14 protein-coding genes and 1 tRNA gene are annotated in these 18,245 nt (G+C 63.3%); all 15 read right to left on the bottom strand.

What is annotated here, in order from left to right; genetic code table 11:
* Positions 1–187: 187 nt before the first annotated feature.
* The 15 genes from NMB96_RS15485 to rlmE all read right to left on the bottom strand — a co-directional run bounded on the left by NMB96_RS15485 (position 188) and on the right by rlmE (position 18,213).
* Positions 188–280: transfer RNA gene (locus NMB96_RS15485), tRNA-Ser, on the bottom strand.
* Positions 281–362: 82 nt separating this feature from the next.
* Positions 363–575 (bottom strand): carbon storage regulator CsrA, encoded by a 213-nt coding sequence (csrA, locus tag NMB96_RS15480; protein ID WP_003481884.1) that lies wholly within the window; start codon positions 573–575, stop codon positions 363–365.
* A 139-nt stretch (positions 576–714) separates the two neighbouring features.
* Entirely contained in the window at positions 715–3,363 is a 2,649-nt protein-coding gene (gene alaS, locus NMB96_RS15475) for an alanine--tRNA ligase (protein WP_255085206.1), read from the bottom strand.
* 100 nt (positions 3,364–3,463) lie between these two features.
* On the bottom strand, positions 3,464–3,952 hold the full coding sequence (gene recX, locus NMB96_RS15470; RefSeq protein WP_023903754.1) for a recombination regulator RecX: 489 nt from the start codon (positions 3,950–3,952) through the stop codon (positions 3,464–3,466).
* A gap of 283 nt (positions 3,953–4,235) precedes the next feature.
* Complete coding sequence (gene recA, locus NMB96_RS15465) at positions 4,236–5,270, bottom strand: recombinase RecA (protein ID WP_006453296.1); 1,035 nt, start codon at positions 5,268–5,270, stop codon at positions 4,236–4,238.
* 172 nt (positions 5,271–5,442) lie between these two features.
* Positions 5,443–6,084 carry a transcriptional repressor LexA gene (lexA, locus tag NMB96_RS15460; RefSeq protein ID WP_006453297.1) on the bottom strand — a complete coding sequence of 214 codons (642 nt, stop codon included), beginning with the start codon at positions 6,082–6,084 and terminating at the stop codon, positions 5,443–5,445.
* A gap of 109 nt (positions 6,085–6,193) precedes the next feature.
* Positions 6,194–7,870: a 2-polyprenylphenol 6-hydroxylase gene (gene ubiB, locus NMB96_RS15455; protein WP_023903752.1), complete on the bottom strand. Its 1,677-nt coding sequence runs from the start codon at positions 7,868–7,870 to the stop codon at positions 6,194–6,196.
* A gap of 537 nt (positions 7,871–8,407) precedes the next feature.
* Entirely contained in the window at positions 8,408–10,831 is a 2,424-nt protein-coding gene (locus NMB96_RS15450; protein ID WP_425520891.1) for a TonB-dependent receptor, read from the bottom strand.
* A gap of 278 nt (positions 10,832–11,109) precedes the next feature.
* On the bottom strand, positions 11,110–11,604 hold the full coding sequence (locus NMB96_RS15445; RefSeq protein ID WP_023903749.1) for a CinA family protein: 495 nt from the start codon (positions 11,602–11,604) through the stop codon (positions 11,110–11,112).
* Between the two features lie 194 nt (positions 11,605–11,798).
* Positions 11,799–13,118 (bottom strand): ribosome rescue GTPase HflX, encoded by a 1,320-nt coding sequence (hflX, locus tag NMB96_RS15440; RefSeq protein WP_023903748.1) that lies wholly within the window; start codon positions 13,116–13,118, stop codon positions 11,799–11,801.
* 11 nt (positions 13,119–13,129) lie between these two features.
* Complete coding sequence (hfq, locus tag NMB96_RS15435) at positions 13,130–13,408, bottom strand: RNA chaperone Hfq (RefSeq protein WP_043889764.1); 279 nt, start codon at positions 13,406–13,408, stop codon at positions 13,130–13,132.
* Positions 13,409–13,485: 77 nt separating this feature from the next.
* Positions 13,486–14,469, bottom strand: a complete 984-nt coding sequence (gene miaA, locus NMB96_RS15430) for a tRNA (adenosine(37)-N6)-dimethylallyltransferase MiaA (protein WP_183086822.1) — start codon at positions 14,467–14,469, stop codon at positions 13,486–13,488.
* Positions 14,469–15,371, bottom strand: coding sequence for a dihydropteroate synthase (gene folP, locus NMB96_RS15425; RefSeq protein WP_023903747.1), 903 nt, complete (start codon positions 15,369–15,371; stop codon positions 14,469–14,471). The genes miaA and folP overlap by 1 nt, the downstream gene beginning before the upstream one ends.
* Positions 15,372–15,578: 207 nt before the next feature.
* The gene (gene ftsH / locus NMB96_RS15420) at positions 15,579–17,519 is read right to left on the bottom strand and encodes an ATP-dependent zinc metalloprotease FtsH (protein ID WP_006453305.1); all 1,941 of its coding nucleotides are present in this window, start codon (positions 17,517–17,519) and stop codon (positions 15,579–15,581) included.
* A gap of 61 nt (positions 17,520–17,580) precedes the next feature.
* Complete coding sequence (gene rlmE / locus NMB96_RS15415; RefSeq protein ID WP_043889169.1) at positions 17,581–18,213, bottom strand: 23S rRNA (uridine(2552)-2'-O)-methyltransferase RlmE; 633 nt, start codon at positions 18,211–18,213, stop codon at positions 17,581–17,583.
* Between the last annotated feature and the right edge of the window lie 32 nt (positions 18,214–18,245).

The raw sequence follows: 18,245 nt of genomic DNA, 5'->3' as shown, positions 1-18,245 counted from the left end.
AACCGCTTCATGCAGCACGTTTGAGGCGATTCAGATGCTGTCGCGACAACCAGATGCCTTATGCAGGATGCGGCGAGCCGACTGGCAGCAAGCATGCTGCGCAGCTCACTCGAAAGGGCTTGCAAACCCATGCCGCGATGCAAATAAAAACGCCCGCAAATCAAAGATTTGCGGGCGTCTAGAACACTGGCGGAGCGAGAGGGATTCGAACCCTCGATAGAGCTTTTGACCCTATACTCCCTTAGCAGGGGAGCCCCTTCAGCCGCTCGGGCATCGCTCCAGTTTCACGTCCTGCCGCGTTGTCCGTGGCAGGCCGCGAAGAATACCGGGTAAGGGGGGTTAACGTAAACCCTTTGCGACAATCAATTCGAAGAATCGTCGCCGTGATGCGCGCCGGAAGCAACCGGCTCATCGCCACGCTGGATGCGCTGATAGATTTCTTCGCGATGCACAGCCACATCTTTCGGTGCGGTGATGCCAATGCGCACCTGATTACCCTTGACGCCGAGCACGGTAACAGTGACCGAGTCGCCGATCATCAAGGTTTCGCCTACCCGGCGAGTGAGGATCAACATTTTTCAAATCTCCTGGAACCGGTGGGTTTCCCACCAGCATCGACGGCCTCCTGATGAGACGCGTCTATAGGTAAAGGGAATAGACCGGAAATGGTAGCGGCAGATCCTGCCAGCCAGCAAGGCATGGCAGGACAAGTGTTCAGCCCAAGTGTTGCTTGACCCAGGAGTGCACGCCGTCAAGCGCGGTCGCAAGGGCGGGCCCGTCCTCGCCACCACCCTGGGCGAGATCCGGACGGCCACCGCCCTTGCCCCCGATCTGACTGGCGATATGGCCGAGGAGTTCCCCTGCCTTCACCTTGCCAGTTGGGCTACCGTTCACGCCGGCAACAAGCGCGACCTTGCCGGCTGATGCACCCGCCAGCACGATCACCGAATCGCCCAATTGCTGCTTCAGCCGATCCATCGCATCGCGCAGCGCCTTGGCGTCGAAGCCTTCCAGACGCACCGCGATGACCTTGACTCCGGCCACGTCGACAGCACTGGCGCCCAAATCTGCAGTCGCACCCGAGGCGAGCTTGGCCTTGAGCGACTCCAGCTCACGCTCCAGACGCTTCTGGCGCTCGGTGAGCGCGCGCACCTTGTCGACGACTTCAGTCGCATTGCCGCCGAGCAGATGAGCGGCCTCAAGCAGACGACGCTCTTCGTCGGCCACATGGTCCAGCGCGCCCTGCCCGGTCACCGCTTCGATACGGCGCACGCCCGAAGACACACCACCCTCGGAGGTAATCTTGAACAGGCCGATATCGCCAGTGCGGGTGACGTGGGTGCCGCCGCAGAGTTCGGTCGAATACCCACCCATCTTCAGCACACGCACGTTCTCGCCGTACTTCTCGCCAAACAACGCCATCGCGCCGAAATCCAGCGCTTCCTGCATGGCCATGTTGTGCACCTCCACACTGTGGTTGGAGCGCACCTCGGCGTTGACCTTGCGTTCGATCACGGCGAGTTCTTCGGCAGTGATCGGCTGAAAGTGCGAGAAGTCGAAACGCAGACGGTCCGGCGCAACCAACGATCCCTTCTGCTGGACGTGCGTGCCCAACACTTCGCGCAAGGCCGCATGCAGCAGATGCGTGGCCGAGTGATTGAGGATGGTCTTGCCGCGACGCTGCACGTCGATCCCGCCGGACAGCACATCGCCCAGCGCAAGCGCGCCTTCGGTGATGCGCCCCACATGACCATGGAACTGCCCGGCAAACTTCTGCGTGTCGGCAATGTCGATGGAGACACCGGTCCCGCTCAGTTGACCGCTATCGCCGACTTGACCACCCGACTCGGCATAGAACGGTGTGCGGTCGGTGAACACGATGACCTCGTCACCGGCGTCGGCGCGTTCGACCGGACGGCCCTGCTTGAGCAGCGCAACGACCTTGAGCGCATCGGCGTCGTAGGCTTCGTAACCCAGAAACACTGTCGGCGCCATCGTAGCGACCAGATCGGCCGGCAATGCGACGCCACCGCCGAACTTGCCTGCGGCACGCGCCGTCTCGCGCTGACGCTCCATCGCGAACTCGAAGCCCTCCATGTCCACACGCAAGCCGCGCTCGCGTGCGATGTCGGAGGTCAGATCGACCGGAAATCCGTAGGTGTCGAACAGACGGAATGCATCGGCACCGGGAATGACCTCCTGCGCGCGCGAAGCGACGTCGTCGAAGATCTTCATGCCGGCGTCCAGCGTTTCGGCAAAGCGCTCTTCCTCGGCCAGCAAGGCGCGCGCGACCGTCGCTTGAGCGACTACCAGCTCCGGATAAGCCTCACCCATCAACTCGACCAGGGTCGGCACCATCTTGCTGAAGAACGGCTGGCGCACACCGAGCATCCAGCCATGGCGCAGCGCACGCCGGATGATCCGGCGCAACACGTAACCGCGGCCTTCGTTGGAGGGCAGCACGCCATCGACGATCAGGAACGAACAGGCGCGGATGTGATCGGCGATCACCCGCAGCGACTTGTTTTCCAGATCGGCAACACCGGTCAGCGCGCTGGCCTTGCCGATCAACGCCTGGAATACGTCGATTTCGTAATTGGTATGCACGTGCTGCAGGATCGCGGCAAGACGCTCCAGACCCATGCCGGTATCCACACACGGGGCCGGCAACGGAATCAAGGTGCCATCGGGCTGCCGATCGAACTGCATGAAGACCAGATTCCAGATCTCGATGAAGCGATCGCCATCCTCGTCCGGCGAACCCGGCGGACCACCGGCGATGTGATCGCCATGGTCGAAGAAGATCTCGGTGCACGGGCCGCATGGACCGGTATCGGCCATCTGCCAGAAATTGTCGGAGGCATATGGCGCCCCCTTGTTGTCGCCGATGCGCACGATGCGGCTTTCCGGGATGCCGATCATGTCGCGCCACAACGCGAAGGCTTCTTCGTCGGTGTGGTAGACCGTGACCAGCAGGCGGTCGGCCGGCAGCTTCCAGACCTGGGTCAGCAGCTCCCAGGCCCAGCTGATGGCGTCCTTCTTGAAATAATCGCCGAACGACCAGTTGCCCAGCATTTCGAAGAAGGTGTGGTGGCGCGCGGTATAGCCCACCGAATCCAGATCGTTGTGCTTGCCGCCGGCACGCAGGCAGCGCTGCACGTCGGCAGCACGCACATAGCTGCGCTTTTCCGCGCCGAGAAAGACGTCCTTGAATTGGACCATGCCCGAGTTGGTGAACAGCAAGGTCGGGTCGTTGCCCGGCACCAGCGGTGCGGACGGCACGATGGTGTGGCCCTTGCCTTCGAAGAAGGCGAGGAAGTCACTACGGATCTGGGAAGTGCTGTATTTGGCAGGTGCGTTCATGTGCTGGCATTGGGCGGGCGGCGGTCCCGGTCACCCAATGAATGTGGGCGCAGACGAGCGGAACAACCTTAAACCACAAAGGGTAGCAGGCCTGACGCCCTCAGTCCTCAAGGTCGAAGCGCGTGGCGCTGCGAATGCTGTTGCCATCAAAACCACGCCGGGCCAATAGATCGGCGGCCTTGCGCCGCTGCGGCAGATCCACCGGGCCTTGTTCGCCGAACCGACGACGGATCAGATCGCGTGCGTTTTCGGTCCAATCGCCTTCAAAGGTCGCCATTGCAGCACTGATGGCCTCGCTATCCAGGCCATGGGTTCCGAGTTCGGCGCGAATATGCAGTGGACCGTAGCCCGAGCCTGCACGATTACGAACGACCGACGCCGCAAACCGGGTGTCGTCCTGCCAGCCTTCACCCGCGAGACGCTCTACGGCGGCCTCGGCAGCTTCCGGCTCTATGCCGCGTGCCAACAGCTTGCGGTTCAATTCCTTGCGCGAATGCTCGCGACGCACCAGCAATCCGAGTGCGCGTTGGACCGGCGTCTGCTCCTTGAACCGGCGTCCCCGCTTTGGCGCGGGCTCTTGCTCGTCCATCGTGAGGTGTCCTGAATCACCAAATCACTGCTCAACCAATGCGCCGTCCATGGCGCCTGCCCTCCTGGCCTTCGATAGATCTACCGCGAAGCGCGGCGGCACTGACTCCACCGTCCCCGCGATAGAAAAACTTTGGAGCGGCCATCGAAACCTGTTGCGCTGGTGTCAGGCAGGTGCGGCCAGCGTTAGAGACGAGCACCTACCACCCGTCGCCTGCGCTTCCTGCGCACCGCCCCACCTATCTGACAGCTATCCGCCAGGTTCTTCTGGCTGCTCTTATCGCTTATTCCTTCTCGGCGTCGTCGCCTGCTTCACGCGGCGCTTCGGCGGGCTGGAACTTCTCGCGCAGCTCGGCTTCCAGCTTGATCGCAACCTGCGGGTTATCGCGCAGATAGGTACGCGCATTGTCCTTGCCCTGGCCGATGCGCTCTTCGCCGTAGCTGTACCAGGCACCGGCCTTCTCGACCAGCTTGGCTTCCACGCCCATATCGATCAATTCGCCCTCGCGGCTGATGCCTTCGCCGTAGAGGATTTCAGTCACGACCTGCTTGAACGGAGGCGCCAGCTTGTTCTTGACCACCTTGATCTTGGTCTGATTGCCGATGATTTCATCGCCCTTCTTGATCGCGCCGATACGACGGATATCCAGACGCACCGAGGCGTAGAACTTCAGCGCATTGCCGCCGGTGGTCACTTCCGGGCTCTGGCCCGGCATCATCACGCCGATCTTGTGGCGCAGTTGGTTGATGAAGACCACCAGGGTGTTGGAGCGCTTGATGTTGCCGGTCAGCTTGCGCAGCGCCTGGCTCATCAGACGTGCCTGCAGACCCGGCAGCTGGTCGCCCATCTCGCCTTCGATTTCTGCCTTCGGGGTCAGCGCGGCGACCGAGTCGACCACCACGATGTCCACCGAGCTCGAACGTACCAGCATGTCGGCGATTTCCAGCGCCTGCTCACCGGTATCGGGCTGCGACAGCAGCAGGTCGTCGACGTTGACGCCCAGCTTGGCGGCATAGATCGGGTCCAGCGCATGCTCGGCATCGATGAAGGCTGCGGTGCCGCCCTTCTTCTGGCATTCGGCGATCGCCTGCAGGGTCAGGGTGGTCTTGCCCGAGGCTTCCGGCCCGTAGATTTCGACCACGCGCCCCTTGGGCAGACCGCCGATGCCGAGTGCGATATCCAGCATCAACGAACCGGTTGGAATGACTTCGACCGCCTCGATGGCGCGGTCGCCCATGCGCATGACCGAACCCTTGCCGAATTGCTTTTCGATCTGGCTCAGTGCTGCGGAAAGGGCGCGCTTTTTGTTCTCATCCATCTGGGTGATCCTTGTCAGTGATTTCGGTGTAGGGCAAATGTAGCGGCGGTGTATCGCACAGGCTGAGACTGGCGGCGACACACTCAGATTAGGGATGCGGGCAGTGCGGTGGCAGCGGGAAATCCTGCGGTGCCGGCTCGGGAAAAAGCCAGCACGCCCATCGGCGCACTGCTCAACGATTTGGCCTCAGTAGCCCGCAATACAAGCCCTCGATCGCGAAATCCTGATCCGGCAGCACTTCGATCGGCGCGTAGTCCGGATTGCGCGGCAGCAGCCGAATGCGGTCCTTGCCGATCTTCAACAGTTTTACCGTGATCTCCTCGTCTATCCGGGCGACCACGATCTGCCCCGAGCGCGCGTCACGGGTGCGATGCACGCCGATCAGGTCGCCGTTGAAGATGCCTTCGTCGCGCATCGAATCGCCCTGCACTTTCAGCAGATAGTCCGGCGAGGGCGAGAAGAACACCCGGTCCAGCACCACGAAATCGTCCGAGCCGATATCCGCGCCGATCGGCAGGCCGGCTGCAACGCGGCCCAGCACTGGCAGACGCAATACGTCATCGCGGACAGGCTCGCTGGCCGGTGGTGTGCGCGACTGTGTGCCCCGCCCGGCCAGGCGGATGCCACGCGCTTGACCCGGAACACGACGGATCGCACCCGCCTGTTCCAGCGCCTCCAGGTGGTACTGCGCTGCGCGCACGCCCTTGAAACCGAACGCACGCGCGATCTCGGTTTGCGAGGGCGGCACGCCATCGGCGTCGATGCGCTCGGCGATCAAGGCCAGGATTGCTTGCTGGGTATCGGTGAGTTCCATGGTTAGTAGTATTACTACTAACTGACGCCTGCGCAACTGTTGATTGCTACTTCAGCCGGCGATTCGACGAATGGGTTGCAGATAGCTGCATCGGAGCCGAACCGCTGCGCTAGCGCCGACTGCGCCAGATCGAGAACAGGATCCAGATGCCGCACAGTGCCGCGCCGATGAACCCGCCGACACCCAACGCCAGCAGCCAGCGACTGGCACTGCCGCCGACGCTGTTCATGACGATCGACGAGCCAATCACCAATGCGGCGGTGACAATGCCCATGGTGAGCCGATTGGCGGCACGATCGACCTGCTCGCCAAACTCGCGCAACGCACGCGTTTCGACATGCAGTTGCAGCTTGCCGCGACGCGCGGCCTGCAGCAGCCGTTTAAGATCGCGCGGCAGATCGCCAAGTAGATCGATCGCCCCGGTCACGGTACGCCGGCTGCGCCGCAACATCGCGCTCGGTGCGTAACGCTGCAGCACCACGCGTTCAAGATACGGGCGCGCCTCGCTGGCCATATCGAAATCCGGGTCGAGCTGGCGGCCCATGCCTTCGAGCGTGAGAAACGCCTTGATCATCAACGCTAGATCCGAGGGCAACGTGAGCCCGTGATCGCGCAGGATGGACGTGACATCGCCAAGCATTGCGCCGATGCGCAGTTCCTTCAACGGCACGCCGCGATACTCGTCGACGAAGGCGCCGATGTCCTGCTGCAGGCGCGACTCATCCACATCCAGATTGGTGCCGGCCCATTCAAGCAGCACGTCGATGACCGCTTCGGCGTCATAGCTCACCATGCCGTGCAGCAGTTGCGCGACCTGAAACCGGCGCTGCTCTGACACACGCCCGACCATGCCGAAGTCGATCACCGCAATGCGCCCGTCACGCAGATAGAAAATGTTTCCCGGGTGCGGGTCGGCATGGAAGCAGCCATCCTGCAGCACCATCTTGAACACAATGCCGGCACCGGTGCGTGCGAGCGCCTTGCGGTCCAGGCCGGCGGCATCGACTGCGGCCAGATCGCGCCCGGGAATACCGTCGATGAACTCCTGCACATTCAGCGATTCGCAGGTCCACTCCCAATACACCTTTGGCACCACGACATTGGGGTCGTTGGCGAAATTGGCGGCGATGCGTTCGGCATTGCGGCACTCGGCGGCGAAGTCGAGTTCGCGCCGCAGTGACACGGTGAACTGCTGTACGACTTCGGCGGGGCGATAGCGCTTCAGGTCGGGGGCACGTGCTTCCACGATCTCCGCCAGCCGCGCAAGCAAGCGCAGATCCGCATCGATGGTGTCGCCGATGCCGGGGCGACGGATCTTCAACACCACCGGTGTGCCATCGGCGAGCCAGGCCCGATGCGTCTGCGCCAGCGATGCGGCAGCCAACGGTTGCTCGTCAAGGCGCGCGAAGATGCTCTCCGGTTCCGCGCCCAGCGCTGCGACCAATTGCGGGCGGATCTGCTCGAACGGCAGCGCGGGCACTGCGTTTTGCAGCTCGCTCAATTCCTCGATCCACTCCTGCGGCAACAGGTCCACGCGTGTGGCCAGCACCTGCCCGAGCTTGACGAAGGTTGGCCCGAGTTCTTCCAGGGCGCGCCGCACGCGCATTGCGGCGGACATGCGCAAACGGCCCTCGGCGTTATGCCAGTGCAACAGCTTGCCGGCACGTTCGAGCACATCGGCCAGACCGATACGGCGTACCACATCGCCGAACCCGTAACGAATCAGGACCGCGGCGATTTCCTGCAGACGTCCGAGGTCACGAACGGTGCCGAGCGCTTCCCACATCAGTGCACCGCCTGTGCGTGTGCGGCAGCCAGGCGCTGCACGCTTGCAGAAGGTGCAGCGCGTTGCGGGTCGTCGAAGATCGACCGCATCGGAGCTGTGTTTCGAGACGATCCCGGTGCCATGCAGGCACCTGCATCATCACGCACGCGCGGGGTCATCGAGTGACCGGCAGATGTGTATACAGGCGGTTGAAAATAGGCGCCCGGGCGATCCAGAGACGCGAACCGTCTGCCAACTGCCTCTGGCATGGACGAAAACAACACAGGGGCGAAAATCAGATGCATCGGCACGCAGCTCAACAACGAGAGCTTGTTTGTAGCCGATCTGCATGACGATGTCGCGCCTCCCTCAACATCAGGCTTAGCCCACGTTAGATCGTGCTTGCTGTAACGCGTCCGTGTAACGCTGCCAGGACGTCGGGCGAAACAGGCTCAATAACGCAGCCGCAGCGTCACTCCATACGTGCGCGGCGCACCCAGAAACGCATTCCACGAACCAGCCTGGAGCGGCGCGTCGATGACGATCTGCCGATAGGTTTCATTGCCTAGATTTTCTGCCCAAGCTTCCAGCAGCCAGCGCTTGTCGTTGGCGCCGATGCCCAGGCGCGCATTGAGCAAAGTGTAGCCCGGTTGCGATTTTTGCGGATCCAGATCCGAGCCTGCGTTGTATTCGGAGCTGTACTTGGCGCCAACGTTGAAACGGCCCGTGAGCCGATTGCCAAGCGCGCGTTCTTAGGTCATCGACAGATTGGCCGACCAGCGCGGCGCAAAACTCAAACGGCTGCCCGGCAGCAGCGCCAGATCCGCATCCGGTAAGAGATCGTCGCCATAGCGGGTGTCGGTATAGCTGAGCCCGCCTTGCAACATCAGGCCGGGCACTGCGCCCTGCCACAGGATTTCGGTATCGATGCCGCGCGACACCACGGTGGGAATGGCACGCACCACAAAGCTGGTCCCCCAGGAAGTTGTTGAGCTGAAAATCGCTGAAATCCTGGTAGAACAGGGCTGCATTCAACAGCAGGTTGCCACCTAGCCAGGTGCTCTTGGCGCCGAGCTCGTAGCTGTCGACGAACTCGCCCGGGAACGCGGTGTCATCCACCGGCAGGATGCCCTGCACGCCGCTGGACAAGCCATCGGAGGACTGCACGCGATCCAGATTGAAACCGCCTGCCTTGTAGCCACGCGCCGCCGACACATACGTCATCAGCGCATCGTTCCAGCGATACGCCAGCTTCGCGGTACCGGACCACTCGCGCTCGGTGCGTTGCTGCTCGGTCCGACGACCATCATGGGCGACATTGGCCCAAGGCAGACAGGTGAAGCCGATCACTTGCGGTGCGATCGTCGGCACCGCAGATGCGGGCACACCGCGCGCCACCAGCGCCGCACCGATCCGCCGTAATGCAGCCGGATCGACCTGGCCGCTAGGCGCGAAATAACTGGCGCACGCGGGGCTTCCATCGGGATTCTGAAATGCCGATCGCAGCGTTTTGTTCTCGTAGGTGTAGCGCAACCCCACCACGACATCCAGCGCGTCGGTGGCGTGCCAGGTGTTGTTGGTGAACAGCGCGGCGCTGGTGCCATCCTGCCGAAAGCGATCCTGGCTCCCCTGGCCGCGGAACAGCGTGCCGGCCGGCAAGCCGGTGGCGTCGGCGAGAAAACGCGTCCCATCCGCACGTGCGGCCAACGCAGGATTGACGCGTGCAAGCAGCACGCTGGACAGATACGGCTCGTACGCACTGCCGAAGCGATAGGACTCGTTGCGATGCAGGGTTTCGTCTGCGTAAAACGCGCCGACCATCCAATCAAGACGCTCACTCGATCCAGCCAGGCGCAGTTCCTGACTGAAGGTCTTGAACCTGGTCAGCATCTCGTCCTCGCGCGGAGCGCGATAGAGAATATCGGCAGCGCCGTAATCGAAATCCAGGCCATTGACGGACTTCCAGTCGCGCAACGCGGTGATCGAAGTCAGCACCGCCTCGCTCAACCATGGGGTGGTCCAGTCGATCTGTGCGGACATGCCCTTGTCCTGAATCTCCTGCGCGGTGCTGCGATTGCTGTAGGCATGCCTGCTCTGCGGGTCTGCACGCGCAGTGGTGCCCTGCCCGCCCGGCGTCAGCGCGTCGATCAACGCTGCAGTCGGTCCGCGCTCGGTGGTCACCGTGACGCAGCAATTTTCCTCACGGCGGGTGTAGTCGGCCGCAAGATTGATGTCCAGATCGTCAGTGGGCTCCCAAAGAAGCTGCACGCGCGCGGTACGCAGATTCTGGTCGCCATCGTCGGTGGCGGTGCGCGGGCCAGCGCCGGTGACCACCTGCTCGAATCCATCGCGACGCCGTCTGGCGGCATACACGCGTAATGCGCTGGTGTCGCCCAGCGCATCGTTGAAGGCGGCGGCAATCCCGAGCGCGCCATAGTTGCCTGCAGTGATTTCGGCATCGGCGCTGCGGGTAAAACTGGGCCGGCGCGTGACCACGTTGATGACACCGGCCGAGGTGTTCTTGCCGAAGACAGTACCTTGCGGGCCTTTCAACACTTCGATGCGCTCAAGCTCTCCCAGGTCGGCAAAGCTCACGCCGTTGCGCGCGCGGGCCACGCCATCGATGACCACACCCACCGAGGATTCGAGCCCGGCATTGTCGCCAACCGTGCCGATGCCGCGAATGCGCGCGGTGGTCTGCGCTGCACTTTGACTGCTGGTCACGATCAAGCCGGGCACCAGCATCTGCAGCTCCTTGATGTCGTGCACGCCGCTGTCTTGCAACAGCTGCTCGGGCAGCACCGAAAGCACCACCGGCACGTTCTGCAGCGATTCCTCGCGCTTTTGAGCGGTGACCTTGAGCGCTGCCAGCGTTGCTGGCTCCTTTGGATCTGGCTGCGCCGTTGTCTGTGCACACAGCGGCGATACCTGCATGCCCGCAAAAAGTGCGAGCGCAAGCGTGGTGCCACGTTGCTGATCCATACCCATGTTTATCCCCCGACAAAGCGCGCAGGCGATGCAGTACGGCGAGCGCCGCAGTTCGCGTGGCTTCACACCTTACCGGGTTAACGAGACTGAGCAACGCAGGTAACCGAACACGCGGAGCGCGTGACGAATGCGGCTATCGTTCGATACGCATTGGAGCCATGCGTTAAACAATGCCACGCATCGTCGGGCGAGCATCGCGGCGTTGGCAATCACACTTGTGCGACACATCAGACAGCTAATGAACCCGAGCCGCTGGCGCGCAGATCACACACCTATAGCAATGCGCTCAAACCGCGCAGCGCCGCAACCACGGTTTGCCGACGCACTGCATCGCGATCGCCGTTGAACTGGAACAGCTGCGCAGTGGCATAACCACCACGACGCTTCCAGCCGATCCACACCGTGCCGACTGGCTTGTCCTCGCTGCCGCCACCCGGCCCGGCAATGCCGGTCACCGCCACGGCGATGCTGGCGCCGGAATTGACCAGCGCACCGGACACCATTTCGATCACCGTTTCGCGGCTGACCGCACCGTGCACTTCCAGCGTGTGCGGCCGCACGCCGAGCAATGCCTGCTTGGCCTCGTAGCTGTAGGCGGCCATGCCGCAGTCGAACCAGTGCGAAGAGCCCGCCACATCAGTCACCGCCTTGGCGATCCAGCCGCCGGTGCAACTCTCGGCGGTGACCAGGCGCTCGCGCGCGGCAAGCAGTTGCTGACCAAGGGTTTCGGCCAGCTGCTGCAGTTCGAAATCGGCGGACATGGACATAGGCAAGGGAATAAAGAGGCAGCGAACGTTTTAGCCCAATTCGTCCCATCTGTCTGCGGCGGCTGCAGAACGGGACAGCCACGGCGTGGCAGAGGTTCAGTGGCGATATGCGCAAGGCAGGCGTACTGCTCGACCCGCGCTGGATCGACTCGGGCGTTCTGCACAGTCGAGCCAACCCGACTGTGCAGTGCCGATCACGATTCCCAGTCTTCGCGGCGATCCGGCAGCATCGCGCGCAGCGGTGCGCCGTCTTCGCTGGCGGCGAGCCGCTCGGCTTCGACCATCGGCAGATCGACATCCAGCAACCATCCATCCTCGTCGGATTGCTCGTTACGCACCACTTCCAGCTGATGCAGCTTGGAACGCAAGCGCCCCGCCGACGGCGGCAGCCGCAGCTGTCCGGTCAGATGACGCAGATCCAGCCGCTGGCCGAGTGCGTGTTGCAGCTCTTCCAGCCCGCGTCCATCGCGCGCAGAGACCCACACGCGTTCGCGCCGCGCCTGGTCGGGGATGCCGTCCTGTGCATCGTGACGCACTTGCGCGCCCTCGATCTTGTCGATCTTGTTGAACACCAGCAGCTGCGGCAGATCGCCCGCGCCGACGGCATGCAACACCTCATCGACCTGGCGGATGCGTTCTTCGCGCAACGGATCGGCCGCATCGACGATGTGCAGCAACAGATCGGCGTCGCGTGCTTCGGACAGGGTCGAACGGAACGCGGCGACCAGTTGGTGTGGCAGATCGCGCACGAAGCCGACCGTATCGGCCAGAATCGCACTGCCGCCCGGCAACGCGATGCGGCGCACGGTGGGATCGAGCGTGGCGAACAATTGGTCGGCCACATAGGCCTCGGCACCGGTCAACGCATTGAACAGCGTCGATTTGCCGGCGTTGGTGTAGCCGACCAATGCAATGCGCGGCAGTTCGCTGCGCATGCGCGCGCGGCGCATCTGGGTGCGCTGCACCTCGACTTTTTCCAGCCGCTGCTGCAACTGCTCCACCCGCTTCTGCAGCAGGCGGCGGTCGGTTTCCAGCTGGGTTTCGCCGGGGCCGCGCAGGCCGATCGCACCGCCGCGCTGACGCTCCAGGTGGGTCCAGCCGCGCACCAGCCGGGTGGCCATGTGCCGCAATTGTGCCAGCTCGACCTGCAGCTTGCCTTCATGGCTGCGCGCACGTTGCGCGAAGATGTCCAGGATCAGCCCGGTGCGGTCGATCACGCGCCGCTCCAGGTAGCGCTCCAGATTGCGCTCCTGACCCGGCGACAAGGTGTGGTTGACCAGCACCAGATCCGCGCCGGTGGCTTCGGCAGCCGCCTTGACCTCTTCCAGCTTGCCGCTGCCGATCAGGGTCGACGGGCTCGGTTTGTCGATGCGCGCGGTGAGCGTGGCCGCGATCGTGGCGCCCGCCGACTTTGCAAGGTCGGCGAACTCCTCCAGCACATCCTCTTCGGCAGGCCCACCGGAGTGGGTCTGAATCAACAGCGCATGTTCACCCTTACGTGAGCGATCAAACACGCACTACTCCATTACTGCTCGACGTCGTCATCTTCCGCCTGGTTGCCTTCATTGGGTTGCACATAACCACCGCCCGGTCCCACGCGCACATTGCGCGCCGGCACAACCGTGGAGATGGCGTGCTTGTAAACCATCTGACTCACGGTGTTGCGCAGTAGCACCACGAACTGATCGAACGACTCGATCGTGCCCTGCAGCTTGATGCCGTTGACCAGATACACAGAGACCGGCACCCGCTCGCGCCGCAGCGCGTTGAGGAATGGATCCTGTAAAGATTGCCCCTTAGCCATCGAAAACTCCTCTTCATTATTGTTCTTATTGTCCCGGTCGACACCTGCCATCCCCAGCCGGCCCCGGAAACGGGATGTTACACGCCTGAAGCCTGCGGCACAGCGGGACAATGAGCGAGGAAGCCGACAAGTGCGGCCTCCAATTGATGGCGGTCACGCTCCGGATCGAACCAGCGCGCGTCGAGCTCGCCACGCAGCCAGGTCAGTTGCCGCTTGGCCAGTTGACGCGTCGCATGGATGGCTTTTTCGCGGAACTGCGCCAGGCTGCCGGCGCCATCCAGATACTCCCAGGCCTGGCGATAACCGACCGCGCGGATCGCAGGCAGATCCAGCTGCGCGGCAACCGCGTGCAGTTGCGGCAGCGCGCGCAGGCACTCCACTTCGGCCAGAAAATCCTGCGCCAGCATGGCGTCCAGTCGCTGTTCGATCCGCGCATGCAGCACTGCGCGCTCGCGCGGCGCTAGCACCACCTTCAACACCCGCACCGGCAGGCGCGGGCCTGGCGGTAGCGCCTGCCAGTAACTGATCGGCCTGCCGCTGATACGGTAGACCTCCAACGCCCGCTGGATACGCTGCGGATCGGTGCTGTGGATACGCGCAGCCGCAATCGGATCGACCTGCGCCAGTTGTGTATGCAGCGCGGCCCAGCCGAGTTGTTCGGCTTCGGCTGCGATGGTCAGGCGAACCTGCGGATCGGCTTCGGGCAGCTGCGACAGCCCTTCCAGCAAGGCGCGAAAGTACAGCCCGGTGCCACCAGCGAGAATCGGCAGCTTGCCGCGCGCCACGATGTCCTCGATCGCCTGCCGCGCATCGCTGGCGAACTCCGCTGCGGAATAGATCTGCCAGGGATCTCGCAGGTCGAGCAGGTGGTGCGGCACGGCTGCACGCATGGCGGCATCCGGCTTGGCCGCACCGATCTCCAAGCCGCGATACACCAACGCCGAATCGACGCTGACGATCTCGCCATTCCAGCGCTGCGCCGCTTCCAGTGCCAGCGCGGTCTTGCCGCTGGCGGTCGGGCCCATCAACGCGATCGCGAGCGGGCGTCGGTCGGCCGGCATCAGTCCTCGTCCGGCCAACGGATGGTCGGTACCGCAGGCGCGCTCACGCGCGGCACGGGAATCGCCGACATCGCGCTCCACACCTTCAAGGCATCCACGGTCGCGGCCACATCGTGCACGCGCAGCAACAGGGCACCGTGCTGCGCGGCAATCAGATGCGCGGCGATCGAACCGTATACGCGGTCTGCGGCAATCTCGCGGCCGGTCAACTCGCCGATGCTGCGCTTGCGCGACAGCCCTGCCAGCACCGGCAGGCCGAATTCCTGCAGGCGCTGCAGCTGTGCCAGCACGGTGAGGTTATGTGTGGTGGTCTTGTCGAAGCCGAAGCCGGGGTCGAGGATCAACCGGCGCTTGTCGATGCCGGCCATTTCGGCCGCGAAGATGCGCTCGGCCAGAAAGCGGTGCACCTCGGCCACCACGTCGTCGTAGTGCGGCGCGTCCTGCATGGCATGCGGTGCGCTGCGTGCGTGCATCAGCACCACCGGCACGCGCAATTCGGCTACCGCGTCCAGCGCACCAGGTGAGCGTAGCGCGTGCACGTCGTTGATCATGCCGGCGCCGGCCGCGACAGCCGCGCGCATCACCTCCGGTTTGAAGGTATCCACACTGATCGGCACGCTGGTTTGGCGCGCCAATGCGTCGATCACCGGAATCACGCGCTGCAGCTCTTCTTCCAGCGCGACCGGCGTCGCGCCAGGACGGGTGGATTCGCCACCGATATCCAGCACCGCAGCGCCCTCCTCAACCAGACGCAGGCCGTGTGCGATGGCGGCCTCGCAGGTGGCGTGCTGGCCACCGTCGGAAAACGAATCGGGCGTGACATTGACGATGCCCATCACCTGCGGCGCATCCAGTCGCAGGATGCGACCGGCGCAATCCAGCTTGAGGGCGGTGTCGAACATCGTGGGGTTCTCCTGGAGCGGTTGCGATGGGTGGCGATCGGTGCGCACTGCCGTGGCGCGCGTGTTTTGCGATCTGCCGAATGCATTATCAACCGAGGCCGCCAAATGACCGAGGCCGGGAGCTGCGTTGGTCAGCGTCCAAACGCATCAAGGCCGGGAATCGCTCCCCGGCCTTGATGGATGCTGCTGCAGCTGACCGATGCGTAGTTACAGCTGCTCGGCTGGCCCGGCAATCGGCGGCAACGGACGCGGGCTGCCCTTGTCGTTGTTGTTGCCACCGTCCTTGTCGGATTTGGCCCAACCGGCCGGCGGCGGCGGCTCACGACCTTCCATGATGGCGTCGATCTGCGGCACGTCGATGGTTTCGTACTGCAACAACAACTGCGACATCGCATGCAGCTTGTCCAGGTTCTCGGTGAGGATCGCCTTGGTCTTGCTGTAGGCCTTGTCCAGGATCGACCGCACCACTTCGTCGATCATGCGCGCGGTTTCGTCGGAGACGTTCTTGTGCTGGGTTACCGAACGGCCCAGGAACACCTCGTCTTCTTCCTCCCCATAGGCCACCGGGCCGAGCTCGTCGGACAAGCCCCACTTGGTGACCATGTTGCGCGCCATCTTGGTCGCACGCTCGATGTCATTGGAGGCACCGGTGGTGACCTTGTCGCCGCCGAAGATCAACTCCTCGGCAACACGGCCGCCATACAGCGAGCACAGCTGGGATTCGATCGCCACCCGGTTCATCGAATAACGGTCGCCTTCCGGCAGATACATCGTCACGCCGAGGGCGCGACCACGCGGAATGATGGTGACCTTGTAAACCGGGTCATGTTCCGGCACCAGACGGCCGACGATGGCATGGCCAGCTTCGTGGTACGCGGTCAGCGTCTTCTCGTCCTCGCTCATGGCCATCGAGCGGCGCTCGGCACCCATCAGGATCTTGTCGCGGGCACGGTCGAAGTGGTCCATGCGGACTTCCTTCTCGCTACCGCGCGCCGCAAACAACGCCGCTTCATTACACAGGTTGGCCAGATCGGCGCCCGAGAAACCCGGCGTACCGCGTGCGATGACCATCGGCACCACGTCGTCGGCCAATGGCAGCTTGCGCATGTGCACACGCAGGATCTGCTCGCGACCCTTGACGTCCGGCAACCCGACCACGACCTGGCGATCGAAACGGCCCGGACGCAGCAGCGCCGGATCCAGCACGTCGGGACGGTTGGTGGCCGCGATCACGATCACGCCTTCGCCGCCTTCAAAGCCGTCCATTTCGACCAGCAGCTGGTTCAAGGTCTGCTCGCGCTCGTCATGCCCGCCGCCGAGACCGGCACCGCGATGACGGCCCACCGCATCGATTTCGTCGATGAAGATGATGCACGGCGCGTGCTTCTTGGCCTGCTCGAACATGTCGCGAACACGGCTTGCGCCGACGCCGACAAACATTTCGACAAAGTCCGAACCGGAGATGCTGAAGAACGGCACCTTGGCTTCGCCGGCGATCGCGCGGGCCAGCAGCGTCTTGCCGGTACCCGGCGGGCCGACCATCAACACGCCGCGCGGAATCTTGCCGCCCAGCTTGGTGAACTTGGTCGGGTCGCGCAGGAAGTCGACCAGCTCGCTGACTTCTTCCTTGGCCTCGTCGCAACCGGCAACGTCGGCAAAGGTGATCTTGACCTGGTCCTCGCCCTGCAACTTGGCGCGCGATTTGCCAAAGCTCATCGCACCCTTGGCACCGCCGCCACCGCCTTGCATCTGGCGCATGATGAACAGCCAGAAGCCGATGATCAGGATGACCGGCAGGAAGTTGAGCACCAACGACCAGAACCCAGGCCCGGTAGAGGGCTTCTGGCGGGTCATTTCGATGTTCTTGCTGTACAGCACGTCGACCAGCTTGTCGTCGCGCGGACCATACACGGTGGCTTCGCTGCCGTCGGTGCGCTTGAAGCGGATCGCGTTGACGGCCAGGTTGGTCTCATCGGTGTAGTCCACCGACTTGACGCGACCGGAGTCCACTTCCTTCAGGAACTGGGTGTAGGTGATCGAGTCGGGGCCGACGCCGCCTGCCATCCGCGGCGAAAAGCTCTGGAAGACGACCATCAGCACAACCGCGACGACCACCCACAGCAGCAGATTCTTGGTCAAGTCGTTCATCCTCATTGGCTCCGGTGCCCTCTACTCTTCAAATTCTTGAAACACGGTGGTCATTGGCAGCTTACTTGATCTGGGCACGCTTGCCCTGACCGAGCGCATAAACTTCCGGGGAGCGCTTGCGCGAGGCCGCCGGTTTGCGAATCGTCACCTTCTCATAGCGGCGGCGAAGCTCGCGAATGTAGTCGTCGGATCCAACACCCTGGAACAGCTTGATCAAAAATGCCCCACCCGTCTTGAGGTGGTTGTCGGCAAATTCCATCGCCAGTTCTGCCAGGTGCATCATCCGCGGTTGGTCGACCGCATCCATGCCACTCTTATTGGGGGCCATATCGGACAGAACAAGGTCCACCGGCACATCGCCCAACATCGCTTCGAATTCCGATAGGACGGCTTGTTCCCTGAAGTCGCCATGAAGGAACTCCACCCCGGCCAGCGGGGGCATCTCCAGGATGTCCAGCGCCAGTACCCGGCCGGTGTCGCCGAGCGACCTGCGCACCTGCTGGCACCAGCCGCCGGGCGCGGCGCCCAAATCGACCACCACCATGTCCGGCTTGAGCAGGCGGTCGCGCTGGAGCAATTCCTCCAGCTTGTAGGCAGCGCGCGAGCGCATGCCTTCGGCCTGAGCCTTCTTCACGTAAGGGTCGGCGAAGTGTTCCTTGAGCCAGCGCTGGCTGCTTTTACTGCGGGAGGGCATTGGCAAAGGGGTCCGAACGGGTCGCCATGATA

This window comes from Xanthomonas hortorum, assembly GCF_024339125.1.
GTDB classification, from domain to species: domain Bacteria; phylum Pseudomonadota; class Gammaproteobacteria; order Xanthomonadales; family Xanthomonadaceae; genus Xanthomonas; species Xanthomonas hortorum.
The sequence above is the reverse complement of the archived record's forward strand: the minus strand, read 5'-3'. Positions and strand labels throughout refer to the sequence as shown.